12 protein-coding genes are annotated in these 13,629 nt (G+C 70.6%); 4 read left to right on the top strand and 8 right to left on the bottom strand.

The window, feature by feature from the left end; genetic code table 11:
• Positions 1-4: 4 nt before the first annotated feature.
• From WA967_RS05275 to WA967_RS05265, 3 genes are read left to right on the top strand one after another with little or no spacing between them, the layout of a single operon-like run.
• Complete coding sequence (locus tag WA967_RS05275; RefSeq protein WP_424419845.1) at positions 5-403, top strand: cytidine deaminase; 399 nt, start codon at positions 5-7, stop codon at positions 401-403.
• The gene (locus WA967_RS05270) at positions 400-1,692 is read left to right on the top strand and encodes a thymidine phosphorylase (protein WP_424419844.1); all 1,293 of its coding nucleotides are present in this window, start codon (positions 400-402) and stop codon (positions 1,690-1,692) included. Before WA967_RS05275 ends, WA967_RS05270 begins: the two co-directional genes overlap by 4 nt.
• A gap of 15 nt (positions 1,693-1,707) precedes the next feature.
• On the top strand, positions 1,708-2,811 hold the full coding sequence (locus WA967_RS05265) for an adenosine deaminase (RefSeq protein WP_424419843.1): 1,104 nt from the start codon (positions 1,708-1,710) through the stop codon (positions 2,809-2,811).
• On the opposite strand, the gene WA967_RS05260 is transcribed toward WA967_RS05265, so the two are convergent.
• The 8 genes from WA967_RS05260 to WA967_RS05225 all read right to left on the bottom strand — a co-directional run bounded on the left by WA967_RS05260 (position 2,808) and on the right by WA967_RS05225 (position 11,558).
• Entirely contained in the window at positions 2,808-3,755 is a 948-nt protein-coding gene (locus WA967_RS05260) for an SDR family oxidoreductase (protein ID WP_424419842.1), read from the bottom strand. The two genes, WA967_RS05265 and WA967_RS05260, sit on opposite strands and share 4 nt — an antisense overlap.
• A complete protein-coding gene (locus tag WA967_RS05255) occupies positions 3,752-4,699 on the bottom strand; it encodes a bile acid:sodium symporter family protein (RefSeq protein WP_424419841.1) in 948 nt (315 codons plus the stop codon). Before WA967_RS05255 ends, WA967_RS05260 begins: the two co-directional genes overlap by 4 nt.
• Positions 4,696-5,970, bottom strand: a complete 1,275-nt coding sequence (locus WA967_RS05250) for a flavin-containing monooxygenase (protein WP_424419840.1) — start codon at positions 5,968-5,970, stop codon at positions 4,696-4,698. The genes WA967_RS05255 and WA967_RS05250 overlap by 4 nt, the downstream gene beginning before the upstream one ends.
• A gap of 70 nt (positions 5,971-6,040) precedes the next feature.
• Entirely contained in the window at positions 6,041-7,198 is a 1,158-nt protein-coding gene (locus tag WA967_RS05245; protein ID WP_424419839.1) for a mannitol-1-phosphate 5-dehydrogenase, read from the bottom strand.
• Complete coding sequence (locus WA967_RS05240) at positions 7,195-9,273, bottom strand: PTS mannitol transporter subunit IICBA (RefSeq protein ID WP_424419838.1); 2,079 nt, start codon at positions 9,271-9,273, stop codon at positions 7,195-7,197. Before WA967_RS05240 ends, WA967_RS05245 begins: the two co-directional genes overlap by 4 nt.
• A gap of 40 nt (positions 9,274-9,313) precedes the next feature.
• A complete protein-coding gene (gene ptsP / locus WA967_RS05235) occupies positions 9,314-10,969 on the bottom strand; it encodes a phosphoenolpyruvate--protein phosphotransferase (RefSeq protein WP_424419837.1) in 1,656 nt (551 codons plus the stop codon).
• Positions 10,966-11,244, bottom strand: a complete 279-nt coding sequence (locus tag WA967_RS05230; protein WP_424419836.1) for an HPr family phosphocarrier protein — start codon at positions 11,242-11,244, stop codon at positions 10,966-10,968. Before WA967_RS05230 ends, ptsP begins: the two co-directional genes overlap by 4 nt.
• Positions 11,241-11,558 (bottom strand): PTS sugar transporter subunit IIB, encoded by a 318-nt coding sequence (locus WA967_RS05225; RefSeq protein ID WP_424419835.1) that lies wholly within the window; start codon positions 11,556-11,558, stop codon positions 11,241-11,243. Before WA967_RS05225 ends, WA967_RS05230 begins: the two co-directional genes overlap by 4 nt.
• A 153-nt stretch (positions 11,559-11,711) precedes the next feature.
• Between WA967_RS05225 and WA967_RS05220 the strand changes: the two genes are divergently transcribed.
• Positions 11,712-13,628 (top strand): BglG family transcription antiterminator, encoded by a 1,917-nt coding sequence (locus tag WA967_RS05220; RefSeq protein WP_424419834.1) that lies wholly within the window; start codon positions 11,712-11,714, stop codon positions 13,626-13,628.
• The last annotated feature ends 1 nt before the right edge of the window (position 13,629 follow it).

Genomic DNA, 13,629 nt, shown 5'->3' with positions numbered 1-13,629 from the left:
AGCAATGACGGACATCGACTGGGACGACCTGAGACAGGTCGCGACCGACGCGATGACGAAGGCGTACGCGCCGTACTCCCGCTACCGGGTGGGCGCTGCGGCGCTCGTGGACGACGGCCGCGTGATCGCCGGCTGCAACGTGGAGAACGCCTCGTACGGCGTCACGCTGTGCGCGGAGTGCACGCTGGTCGGCGAACTGCACATGACCGGCGGCGGCCGGCTGGTGGCGTTCGTCTGCGTCAACGGAGACGGCGAGACCATCATGCCGTGCGGCCGGTGCCGCCAGCTGCTGTTCGAGCACTCCAGCCCCGAGATGCTGCTGGAGACCGTCTCCGGCATCCGCACCATCGATGAAGTCCTGCCGAACGCGTTCGGCCCTCGAGACCTGGAGGCAGCGCGATGACCGTCGAGCCCTTCGACGCCGTCGACGTCATCCGCACCAAGCGCGACGGCGGCGCGGTCGCCGAGGCGCCGCTGCGCTGGATGATCGACGCATACACCCGCGGCTACGTGTCGGATGCCCAGATGGCCTCCTTCGCGATGGCCGTGCTGCAGCGCGGCATGGAGCGCGACGAGATCCGCGTGATGACCGACGCGATGATCGCGACGGGGGAGCGGATGAGCTTCGCAGCCCTCGGCAAGCGCACGGTCGACAAACACTCGACCGGGGGCGTGGGCGACAAGATCACCCTGCCGCTGGCGCCGCTGGTGGCCTCCTTCGGCGTGGCGGTGCCGCAGTTGTCCGGCCGCGGCCTCGGCCACACCGGCGGAACGCTCGACAAGCTGGAGTCCATCCCCGGCTGGCGCGCGGCGCTGAGCAACGAGGAGATGTTCGCGCAGATGCAGGGCGAGGTCGGCGCGGTCATCTGCGCTGCGGGCTCGGGCCTCGCGCCCGCCGACAAGAAGCTGTACGCGCTGCGCGACGTCACCGGCACCGTGGAGGCCATCCCGCTGATCGCCTCCAGCATCATGTCCAAGAAGATCGCCGAGGGCACGGATGCCCTGGTGCTGGACGTGAAGTTCGGCAACGGCGCCTTCATGCAGGACATCGACCGCGCGCGGGAACTCGCCCGCACCATGGTCGCCCTCGGCACCGACTCGGGGGTCGCCACCACCGCGCTGCTGACCGACATGAACACCCCGCTGGGTCTCGCCATCGGCAACGCCAACGAAGTGCGCGAGTCCGTGGAGGTGCTCACCGGCGGCGGCCCGGCCGACGTGCGCGAGCTGACCCTGGCGCTGGCCCGCGAGATGCTCGCACTGGCCGGACAGCCGGACGCCGACGTCGAGAAGGCCCTGGACTCCGGTCGCGCCATGGATTCGTGGAAGGCCATGATCCGCGCCCAGGACGGCGATCCGGATGCCGTGCTGCCGACCGCCCGCGAGACGCACGTGGTGCGCGCGGCCGTCGACGGCGTCGTCACCCGCATGGATGCCCTGCCCTTCGGCATCGCCGCCTGGCGCCTGGGCGCCGGCCGTGCACGCGCGGAGGACCCGGTGATCTTCGCCGCCGGCATCGACCTGGCCGTCAAGCCCGGCGACCGGGTGCGCGCGGGGCAGACCCTGTTCACGCTGTCCGCCGAGGACGACGCCCGCTTCGCCCGTGCTCTGCAGGCGCTCGACGGCGCCTACGAGATCGGCCAGACGGCGCCGGAGCGCATGCCGATCGTGCGCGAGCGCATCACCGCCTGAGTACCGGAGGACTCGATGACGAACGACCCCACTGTGCAGGGCGTCTCCCTGCGCGCCCTGCCGAAGGTGTCCCTGCACGACCATCTTGACGGCGCGCTGCGCCCTGGCACCATCCTCGAGCTCGCCGACGCGCAGGGCGTCGACGCTCCGGCATCCGATGAGGCGGGGCTGCGCCGCTGGTTCTCCCAGCAATGCGGTGCGGGGTCCCTTCCCGCGTACCTGAAGACCTTCGACCTGACCGTCTCGGTGACGCAGACCGCGAAGGCGCTCACCCGTGTGGCGCGTGAGTACGTCGCCGATCTGGCCGCCGACGGTGTGATCTACGGTGAGGTGCGCTGGGCGCCCGAGCAGCACGTGCTCGGCGGCCTGAGCCTCGAAGATGCCGTGCGCGCCGTACAGCGGGGTCTGGAGCAGGGCGAGGACGACGCGGATGCCGCAGGGCACAGCATCCGCGTGGGACAGATCCTCTCCGCCATGCGGCAGAACGACCGTGCCCGCGAGATCGCCGAGCTGGCCGTGCACTTCCGGGAGCAGGGCGTCGTCGGCTTCGACATCGCCGGCCCCGAGGACGGCTACCCGGCGTCCCGCCACCGAGACGCGTTCGCCTACCTGGCCGGCGAGTTCATGCCGGTCACCGTGCACGCGGGCGAGGCCGCAGGCCCGGCATCCATCCGCTCCGCCCTCCTCGACGGGCGCGCGCTGCGCCTCGGCCACGGCGTGCGCGTGGCGGAGGATCTGCAGGTCATCGAGCGCGAGGGCGACGAGGTGCAGGTGCAGTTCGGCGATCTGGCGCGCTGGGTGCGAGACCGTGAGATCCCGCTGGAGCTGTCGGTCAGCTCGAACCTGCAGACCGGCGCCATCGCGCAGTGGGGCAATCAGCTCGCCGACCATCCGTTCGACCTGCTGCATCAGCTGGGCTTCGCCGTCACCGTCAACACCGACAACCGCACCATGAGCGACACCACGCTCACCCGCGAGCTGGCGCTGCTGGTGGATGCGTTCGAGTACGACCTGGACGACCTGGAGACCTTCCAGTTCAACGCCGCATCCGCCGCGTTCCTGCCGGTGGAGGAGCGCGAGGAACTCGTGGAGATGATCGGCGAGGGCTTCGAGGGCTAACCCCGGGCCACACCAGGATGCAGGCGCAGGTACTCCTCGAATGCCTCGCGTGAGGTGAATCGGGGTGTGTACCCGAACTCCTCCTTCAGGCGCCGGTTGGCCAGCACCGGTCTGTAGCGCAGGAAGCGCACCTTCTCCGGGCCGTGCTCGGTCAGCCGCAGTGCGTGCCCGATCGTCAAGGCCGCTCCCAGCGCCCAGGCCGGGATGGTCAGCATCCGCTTGCCCAGCCTGGTGGCGATCTCCGGCACAGTCATCCTGCCATCGCCTGCGACATTGAAGATGCCGGCGGGGCCGTCGGTGGCGGCTCGGACCATGGCGGCGGCCACGTCATCCACCCAGATGAACACGAAGGGGGAGTCCGAGCCCGCCACGCGCAGAAGTCGGCTGCCGTCCCACAGCGCGGTGATCTGGTTGTGCACGGCGGGTCCGAGGATGGTCCCGATCCGGAAGATCACCTGCTCCAGCTGCGGATGCTCGTCGCGGGCCTGCGCGAGCATCTCCTCGACCAGGCGCTTGTGCTGCGAGTACGGGAACTCGTCGTTGCCTCGGACCGGATCCTGCTCGTCGAGCCACTCGGGACTGTCGGCGTGGTACCCGTAGGCGGCGCCGGAGCTGGAGACCACGATGCGGCGGACGCCGGCGGCGATGCACGCGTGCAGGACGTTGCGGCTGCCTTCCACGTCCACACGGCGCTCCAGCGCCGCATCGCGCCCGGGGTTCACGATGGCGGCCAGGTGAACGACCACATCGATGCGGTGCTTGCGCAGCACGGGTGCGATGCCGGCGGCATCGGTCACGTCCAGAGGCTCCGAGACCACCCCCGGCACCGGCGAGGTGCGCAGGTCGCCGCTGACGACGGTCTCGACATCGGGATGCTGGGCCAGCAGGGCTGTGACGTGCGAGCCCAGGAAGCCCGATCCGCCGGTGATCAGTACGCGGCTCATGCGGCCACCTCGGCATGCTGCGACGCGTCGCCCTTCGGCGAACCGGTGCGGCGCTTCGTGCGCCAGGCCCACACGGCCGCCAGGATGAGCCCGGCGATGATGTCCCAGACGCCCCACCAGCCGGCGACGACGGCCATGCCGCCCAGCCCGCCGAAGAACGCGAAGATCAGGCCCAGTCCCAGGCCGGAGTTGCGGATGCCGACCTCGAACGTCATGGCCTTGCGCTCGGGGGTGCCCAGCCGACCGACGACGGCGGTCGTGTAGCCGATGCCCAGGGCGACCGCGTCGTGCACGGCCACCACGATCAGCACGGCGCCGATCACGCTGAGGAACACGGCCCAGTTGCCGGCCAGTGCGCCGATGATGAACCCGACCAGGGCGATCAGGCTGAACCAGCGTACGAACGGCTGCACGTGCTGTGCGAAGCGGGGGAGCCCTGCCCGCAGCAGCAGGCCGGCCGCGAACGGCACGCCGATGATCAGCACGATCTCCAGGAGCATCTCGGCGGGATCCAGCCGGATGGCGTGCAGCAGCGGACCCGTCGCCGGGTGCAGCGAGCCCCAGAAAGCGATGCTCAACGGCATGGCGAAGATGTAGATCAGGTTGCCGACGGCGGTCAGCGACACCGACAGCGCCACGTTGCCGCCGGAGCGGTGCGTGAGCACCTGGGAGATGTTGCCGGGCGGGCAGCAGGCCACCACGATCATGCCCAGCGCCATCGACGGCGTGACCGGCAGGAGCATCGTCAATCCGAAGGTCACTGCAGGCAGCACCAACAGCTGGGCGAGGATGGCGATGACGAACGGCTGGGGATGACGCAGCACGACCTTGAAGTCGGATGGCTTCGTGTCCAGGGCGATGCCGAACATGATCAGCCCCAGCACCACGTTCAGGATGATCAGGGTTCCTGGCGTGAAGTTGAGCGCCACATCGTCGACGTTCATCGCGCTTCCAGGTCGCGGGTCGCCGCGCGCACCGCCGAGCGGTAGGCGTCCTTGTTCACGTAGTACGCCATGCGTTCCAGCGCCAGGTAGTGGTAGCCGCCGGTGGTGTCCGGCCAGGGCCGGCCGGTCACGCGCTCTCGGAAGGCCGCGGCGCGTCGTTCATCGGCTGTGAGGTAGGCCGCCAGCATCCGGGCCTGCTCGAACCGCCCCTGCCAGCCGATGCCGGACGCCTCGATCATGCCGATCACGTACAGGCCGTTGAACGAGGGCGGGAACACGTTCAGGAACAGCTTCGGCGATGCCTGGTCCCAGTGCAGGTGCTCGCGGTCCACGAACGGGTAGTCCAGCGTGTAGCCGGTCGCCAGCAGGATCAGGTCGTAGTCGTCCGAGGATGCGTCGCGGAAGTGCACGGTGCGTCCGTCGAAGTGCGAGATGTCGGCGCGGATGCGCAGATCGCCCTGGCCGAGGTGGTTCAGCACCAGAGTGTTGACGATCGGGTGCGACTCGTAGATGCGGTAGTCGGGCTCGGGGAACCCGAAGCGCACAGGGTCGCCGGTGAACGCCTTCAGCACCCGGGTGTCGACGAACTGCTTGATCCGCGCGGGCAGCGGGCGCCCCTGGTTCAGGGTGTCGCTGGGTCTTCCGAACAGGTACCGCGGCACGAAGTAGTAGCCGCGACGCACGCTCATGTCCACGGAGGCGGCATGGTGCACGGCATCCACCGCGATATCGCAGCCGGAGTTGCCGGCGCCGATGATCAGCACCCGCCTGCCGTCCAGCTGGGACGCGGACTTGTAGCGCGAGGTGTGCATGATCTCGCCGGTGAAGTCGCCTGCGAAGGTCGGGACGTGGGGCTCGGCAAGGGTCCCATTCGCGAGGATGACGCCGTCGTAGCGCACGGCGTCATCGCCCTCGGGATGCAGCATCCATCCGCCGTCTCCCGACGGCTCGACGCGGGAGACGGCGGTGTCGAAGCGGAACAGCTCCCTCAGCCCGAACGCGTCGGCGTAGGCGTCGAAGTACGCCTTCATCACGCGGTGGCCGGGGTAGTCGGCATCGGAGTCCATCGGGAACTCCGTGAACTCGGTGGTGGTGCGCGAGGAGATCAGATGCGCTGACTCGTACATCGTGCTGCGGGGGTTGTCGATGTCCCACAGCCCGCCGACGCCCGAGGAGGCCTCGTAACCGTCCACTCGGATGCCCTGCTGCTGCAGTGCCCGGGCGGTGGCGAGCCCCGAGGGGCCTGCGCCGACGACGGCGTATCTCTTCATGTCACTCCTGCACGGCGGCGTGCTCGATGAACTCATCCCCCCCCGGGTCTCTCGATAGTAACCGGTGCGTTCAGTGTCGCCGCACGGCGACCGTGCGTGCGGCGAAGGCCTCGAGCACGGCGGGGAACAGCGGATGCCCGGCATCCAGCCCCGTGACGTCGGATGCCAGCACCTCGGCGTCCTCCGTGCGCAGCCGCTGCTGCAGCTGCACGGACTGCTCGTCAGCAGGATCGTCGAAGGCCAGGGCGGCGGCGACCGCCACCAGCAGCGCGTCGGCGCTCAGGCCGCGCTCCACCGCCTCCGCGGCCGGGCCGATGAACCGCTCGTGCCGGGAGAGCTTGCGCAGCGGCTGGCGGCCCACCCGCCACACCGTGTCCGGCAGGGCGGGGTTCGCGAAGCGCCGCAGGATGGTCGAGCGGTATTCGGCCAGATCCGCGGGATCCAGGCCGTGCTTGGCGGCCAGCAGCGCGGAGGTCTCCTCCAGCGCGGCGGACACCGCGTCGTGGATGCCGGGATCGGCCAGTGCGTCGGAGATCCGGTCGAATCCGGCCTGCGCCCCCAGATACGCGGTGGCCGCGTGCCCGGTGTTCACCGTGAACAGCTTGCGCTCGATGTACGGCGCCAGGTCGTCCACGAAGTGCGCGCCGGGGATGTGCGGCGGGTTGTCGCCGAACGGGCCGCGCTCGATGGCCCACTCGTAGAACGGTTCCACGGTGACGTCGATGCCCGCGCCCTCCGGCTGCCCGGGAACGATGCGGTCCACCGCGGTGTTGGCGAACACCGCGCGCGCGGCGAGCGAGGGCCACTCGTCGCCTGCGCGCGCGATGATCGCCTCGCGCAGCAGGTCGGTGGCGCCGATCGCGTTCTCGCACGCCATGACCTGCAGCGGGGCCGCCCCCGCATCCCGGCGCCGCAGGGCGTCCAGGATGGGGGCGGCCACGAACTTCAGCACGGTGGGGCCGACCGCGGTGGTCACGACATCGGCATCCGCGATCTCGGCGATCAGACCCTCGGGGTCCGCAGCGCTGTTGATCGCACGGAAGCCGGTGACCTGCGTGTCGGTCCCGCCGTCGCCCACCTCGTGCACCGTGTACGAGTCGGCCGCGTTGATGGCGTCGACCAGCCCGGCTGCGACGTCGGAGAACACCAGTTCGTAGCCGCCCTGGTGCAGCAGGAGTCCGACGAAGCCGCGGCCGATGTTGCCGGCGCCGAAGTGGACGGCCCTCATGCCTCGTTCACCGCCGACAGCAGCGCGAAGAGCTCCTCGGGCGTGGTTGCGGCGTTCAGCCGTGCCACGTCGTCCTCGTCCGAGAACAGCTCCGCGATGCTCGAGAGGATCTGCAGGTGATCGCCGTCCTTGCCGGCGATGCCGATCACGAACGTGGCACGGTCGCCGTCCCAGTCCACTCCGCCGTCGTAGCGCACCACGCTCAGCGCGGAACCGAGCACGGCGTCCTTGGCGTCGTTGGTGCCGTGCGGGATCGCCAGGCCGTTGCCCATGAACGTGGACACCGACTTCTCGCGGTCGCGCATGGCCTGCAGGTAGTCGGGCGTGACGGCGCCCGCGGCCACCAGCACGTCGGCGGCCTCCTTCAGTGCCTCGTCGCGGGTCGCGGATCCGGCGTGGATGCGCACCCGGTCGGCGGTGAGGACGGCGGATGCCGGCTGCGCGACCGGGGCGGCCGCTTCGGCCTCGGCGGTCGGCTCTGCGCCCTTCTGCTGCGCTTCGAGCATGCTCACGACCTCGTCGTAGACCGGCGAGTTCATGAAGTTGTCGACGGAGAGGTGCTCGGATGCCGGCGACTTGGACTTCGCGCGGTCGGTGAGCTGCTGCTGCGTGATGATCAGGTCGGCCGCGCCGTCGAGGTTCGCGATGGCCGCGTTGGTGACCTTCACTCCTTCGATCCCGGCCTTCTTGATCTTGTTGCGCAGCACGCTGGCACCCATGGCGGAGGAGCCCATTCCCGCGTCGCAGGCGAACACGATCGTCTCGATCGGGCGGGTGAGGGTCGCGGTCGCGGTGCCGCCGCCCAGGGTGCCCAGCACGCTGGAGCGCTTGCCCTTGTTGGCCTCGGTCTGCGCGATGGCCGAGCCGAAGGCGTCCGCGCCGGCCGCCTCGGCCGCCAGATCCCGCTTGCGCGAGGCGCGCAGCATGACACCGGCGATGAGGAACGTGACGGTCGCCGCCAGTGCCACCGAGAGATAGACCACCAGCAGGTTGCCGACGCCACCGCCGACCGCCGCGGCCGTCACGGCGATGATGCTGCCGGGCGCCGCGGGGAAGCCCAGGCCGCCGCCGAGCACCATGTTGGTCGCCACGCCGGTGGCGCCACCGGCCATCAGCGCGAGGATCGTGGCGGGCTTGGCGAGCGCGTAGGGGAAGTAGATCTCGTGGATTCCGCCGAAGAACTGGATGACGATGGCTCCGGGGGCGGACGCCTTCGCGGCCCCGACGCCGAAGAAGCTGAACGCCAGCAGCAGGCCCAGACCGGGGCCGGGATTGGCCTCGATGAGGAACAGGATCGACTTGCCGGTCTCGGTGGCCTGCTCGATGCCGAGCGGGGTGAACACACCGTGGTTGATGGCGTTGTTCAGGAACAGCACCTTGGCGGGCTCGACGATGATCGAGAGCACCGGCAGCAGGTGCAGCGACACCAACCAGCCGACGACCGCGCCGAGGACGGTGCTGATGCCGGTCATGATCGGGCCGAAGGCGAAGAAGCCGACGATCGCGAGGAGCATGCCGAGGATGCCGGCGGAGAAGTTGTTGACCAGCATCTCGAAGCCGGGCTTGATCTTCCCCTCCCACAGGCGGTCCATCCGCTTGGTGATCCAGGCCGCGATCGGGCCCATGATCATCGCGCCGAGGAACATCGGGATGTCGGTGCCCAGGATCACGCCCATGGTCGCGATGGTGGCGACCACGCCGCCGCGCTCGCTGTAGACCATGCGGCCCGCGGTGTTGGCGATCAGCAGCGGGAGCAGGTAGGTGATCATCGGGCCGACCAGCCCCACATAGCCGGCGAAGGTTCCGTCAGTGCCCTGCGTGAGCGCGGTCATGGCGCCCTGCCAGCCGATGTCGGCGGAGTTGCCGCCGCCGCCGAGGATCTCGGCCACCGGTGCCCAGTGCCAGCCGAAGGGGCTCTTGGCGCCGAAGAAGCCCGCCGGGATGAACAGCATGGTGATGAAGCCCCATGCGATGAACGCGGCGATGTTCGGCATGATCATGCCAGACAGGAACGTGCCGAAGCGCTGCACGGCGATGCGTGCGCCTGAAGGCTTGTGGGGTGACGACGTCGTCATTTTTCTTCTCTTTCCTGATGTGAAGGGAGGGTGTTCGGGTTCAGTGCGCTGCGGTGGCACCCGCAGCGGCGCGGGCGCCGGCGGCGTCGTCGGCGTCGAGTGCGGCGGCGGCGATGCGACGGGCATCGTCGAGGGTGTGCTGTGCGATCGAGCGACGCACATCGGCCAGGGCCGAGGGCGCCATGGACAGGCTGGTGGCGCCCAGACCCACCAGTACGACGGCCAGGAGCGGGTCGGCTGCGGCCTCACCGCAGATGCCGACGGGCTTGCCGGCGCGGGCGCCGGCGGCGCCGACTTCGCGCACCAGGCGCAGCACGGCGGGATGCCAGGGATCCTGGAACGACGCCACCGAGCCCAGCAGGCGGTCGGCGGCCATCGTGTACTGGGTGAGGTCGTTGGTGCCGATCGAGGCGAAGTCGGTGTGCGCGAGCACGCGGTCGGCCAGCAGCGCGCTGGCGGGCACTTCGACCATGACGCCGGCGGTCTTCAGCCCGTACTCCTTCGCCAGGGCCGTGAAGTACGCGGTCTCCTCGACGGTGGTGACCATGGGAGCCATCACCCACAGATCGGCGGCGGTTTCGGCATCCGCCTCGGCCAGTGCCGTCAGCTGCTCGCGCAGGATGTCCTCGCTGGCGCGCAGCGCGCGCAGGCCGCGGAGGCCGAGCGCGGGGTTCTCCTCGTGCGCGTCGTTGAGGAACGCCAGCGGCTTGTCGGCGCCGGCGTCCAGCAGCCGCACCACGACCTTGCGCCCCTCGAACGCGCTCAGCAGCTCGACGTACGCGGTGCGCTGCTCGGCGATGGTCGGCGCCTGAGAGGCGCCGAGGAACAGGAACTCGGTGCGGAACAGGCCGACGCCCTCCGCCCCGCGCGCCACGGCGTCCGCGGCGTCGGCGGGCTTGCCGAGGTTGGCCAGCAGGTTCACCGGTGTGCCGTCGGCCAGTGCCCCGGGCCCGGCGGGTGAGGCATCGTCCGCGGCGCGCGCGGCGATCCTCTCGGCGGCAGAGGAGAGCTCCGCGGCGGTGGGCGCGTCGTTGACCGTGCCCGCTGCCGCATCGACGATGACCGTCGTGCCGTCGACGAGGGAATCCGCATCCGCCGCGCCGACGACGGCGACGATGCCCTTCTCACGGGCCAGGATGGCGGTGTGCGAGGTGGGCCCGCCGTCGGAGGTGATCAGCGCCAGCACCTGGTCCAGCTTCAGCAGCGCGGTGTCGGCGGGGGCCAGGTCGCGCGCGACCAGCACGAACGGATGCCCGGGATCGGGCACGCCGGGGGCGGCGACGCCCCGCAGCCGTGCCAGCACGCGCTGAGCGATGTCCTCCAGGTCGGCGGCGCGCTCGCCCAGGTATCCGCCGACGGCCTCGAGAGTCGCGCGGAAGCCGGCGAAGGCGTCGTGCACGGCCCATTCGGCGGTGGCGCCCTGGTCGATGCGCGCAACGACCTCGTCCGTCAGCGTCGGATCCTCGGCGATCATGGCCTGCGCCTCGAGCACGTCCTTGGCGGCGCCGCCGGTGGCATCCGCACGCTGCTGCAGATCGCCGGCGACGGCCGTCATGGCGGCACGGGCGCGCTCGCGCTCGGCATCCGCTCCGACGGCACTGGGCTCGTCCACCGGCTCGGGGAGCGCAGGGGCCATCCGCACGACGGGGCCGGTGGCGATGCCCTGACCGATGCCGACGCCGCGCAGGATGCTCATGCCGCCTCGTCGTGATCGGTGGTGAGCACCTCGACGAGGGCGTCCAGGACGGCGTCGGCGTTCTCGCCATCGGCGCTCAGCACGACATGGTCGCCGAAGTCGATGCCCAGCGCCACCACGGCCAGGATGCTGGCGGCGTTGACGGCCTTGCCGGAGTCCTTGGCGATCGTGACGGGGATGCCCGACTCCTTCGCCGCCTGTGCGAACAGCTTGGCGGGTCGGGCGTGCAGGCCGTGCGAGGAGCCGACGCGAACCGTGCGGGTGATGGCGGTCATGGTGTTTCCTTCCGGTCGTGCGGCGCGGTCGTCGCGTCGCGGACGAGGCGCAGCGTGCGGCTGCCGTCGACATCCGTGAATGCGTCGTCGGGGAGGACGACGACGGGGAGACCCGTGGCGGTGCGGATGCTGTCGGCGCGGTCCTGCAGGTGCGGTCCGACGAGCACCAGGTCGACGCCCACGGCCGCCAGCGCGGTGCTCTCGGTGCCGGCGGAGGTCTCCCAGGCCAGTCCTGCGGCTGCCGCGGCTCGCGCGAGCCTGCCGGCGACGAACGTGCTGGAGGCCCCTGCCCCGCACACGATGAGAATCCGCATCGATCTCCCTTTCCACCCTCAGTGTCGCCGCGACTCACAGCGTTCTTCCAGCAGGCTTGTTTCCGCCCCTGCGGAACACGGCTTTCCGCCCCGCCGATCCGAGGCGCCTGGCATCATGGAGGCGCGGGGGTCGTCGATGAGGAAGGCAGGCGGATGTCTCGTCAGCGTCAGGATCAGCTGCTCGCGGTGCTCCGCCGGCAGGACTCCTGGTCGACGGCGGCGAGCCTGGCCGATCGGCTCGGGGTCACACCGCGCAGCGTCCGCTCCTATGTCGCAGCCCTCAACGCTCGTGTCGACGGCGGCGATGTCGTGGAATCGGGCCCCGCTGGGTACCGCGCCGGCGCGCACGCCGCCGAGGCCTCCCGCAGGCCCGAGGACCAGGGCACACCCCGGGCCCGCCTGCACGCGCTGATCCGCACCCTCGTGGACGAGACCGACGGCATCGACGTGTACGACGCGGCGCTGGGCATGCACGTCAGCGAGACCACGCTGGAGAACGATCTCGCGCGCGTGCGATCCCTGCTCGAGGGCGGCCGGGTGGTGCTGGAGCGCGAGCGCGACCGGGTGCGACTGCGCGGCGACGAGCAGTCGCTGCGGCGGCTGCTGTCCAGGCTCGCGCAGGACGAGATGGATGCCGGCCCGCTCCGCGCCGACGCGCTGCAGCGCGCGCTCGCGCCGGAGACGGTCCCCGCAGGTGAGGTCGCGCCGTTCAAGGCCGCGCTCGTGCGGGAGCTCGGCGAGCAGGGCTACTACGTCAACGAGCTCGCCATCAGCGACGTGCTGCTGCACATCACCATCGCGGCCGAGCGCGTCGCCGCCGGGCGCGCTCTGGAGAAGCGCTCCACCGCCCCCGACGAGGCGGTGGCGGCGGTGGGCGCGTCCATCGCGCGGCTCACCAGGAGCCATTTCGGCGTCGAGCTGGGCGAGGGCGACCGCGAGCACCTGGCCAACCTCGTGCTCACCCGTGTGGTCACACCCGGCGACACGCGTCGTCGGCGCACACCGCATCTGTCCGACCCCGAGGTGGAGCGGGCCGTGCGCGCCGAGGTGGAGCAGGCGGCGCGCGACTACCAGGTGGATCTCGTCGACGATGCGTTCATCGTGCGGCTGTCGCTGCACGTGCAGAACCTGCTGCGGCGCTCCGAGGAGCATGCGTGGACGCGCAATCCGCTCACGCAGTCGCTGAAGTCCTCGTACCCGATGATCTTCGACGTGGCGGTGTCCATCGCCAGCGGCCTGCACGACCGGCTGGGCGTGCCGCTGCAGGAGGATGAGATCGCGTACATCGCCATGCACGTCGGCGGCAGGCTCGAGCGCAGCAGGGCAGCGGATGCCATCCTCACCGCGACGATCGTGTGCCCCGGCTACCGCGAGCTGCAGGAGCTGCTGCACGCCAGCGTGGACCGATCGCTGGGAAGCCTCATCGAGGTGGTGCGCGTGGACACCAGTGTGGATCCGGACTGGTCGGCCATCGACACCGACCTGGTGCTCTCCACCATCCCCGCCGGCGACGGCGACGAGCGCATCGTGCGCATCACCCCGTTCCTCGCCGGGGCCGACATCGAGCGCGTGCAGCAGGCCGCCGCCCGCATCCGCCGCTCACGGCGCCTGCAGCGGCTGCGCGCCGAGCTCGCGCGCTACTTCTCCGCCGACGCCTTCCTCGTCCCGGTCCCCGACGAGGGCGAGGAGCGGATCATCCGCCGGCTGGGCGGTCTGCTGGTCGCGACCGGGCTCATCGGCGAGGACTACATCGAGAACACCATCGCCCGGGAGCGGATGTCGTCCACGGCGTTCACGGATGCCCTGGCCGTGCCGCACGCGATGCAGATGACCGCGCAGCGCACCGCCATCGCCATCGGGATCGCCGACGGGTCGGTGGCGTGGGGCGAGGGCAGGGTGCAGGTCGTCGCGCTCGCGGCTTTCAGCGAGAGCGACCGCGATGGCTTCCAGACCGTGTTCGAGCAGCTCGTGGAGGTGTTCAGCGAGCACGAGAGCGTTCAGCGCATCGTGCGCAGGGCCGACGGATTCGACGCGTTCCTGGACGAGCTGGTCGCCGTCATCGACGGCTGAC

Source organism: Microbacterium sp. (assembly GCF_049650565.1).
GTDB lineage: Bacteria > Actinomycetota > Actinomycetes > Actinomycetales > Microbacteriaceae > Microbacterium.
This window is presented reverse-complemented; position numbering and strand designations above follow the sequence as displayed.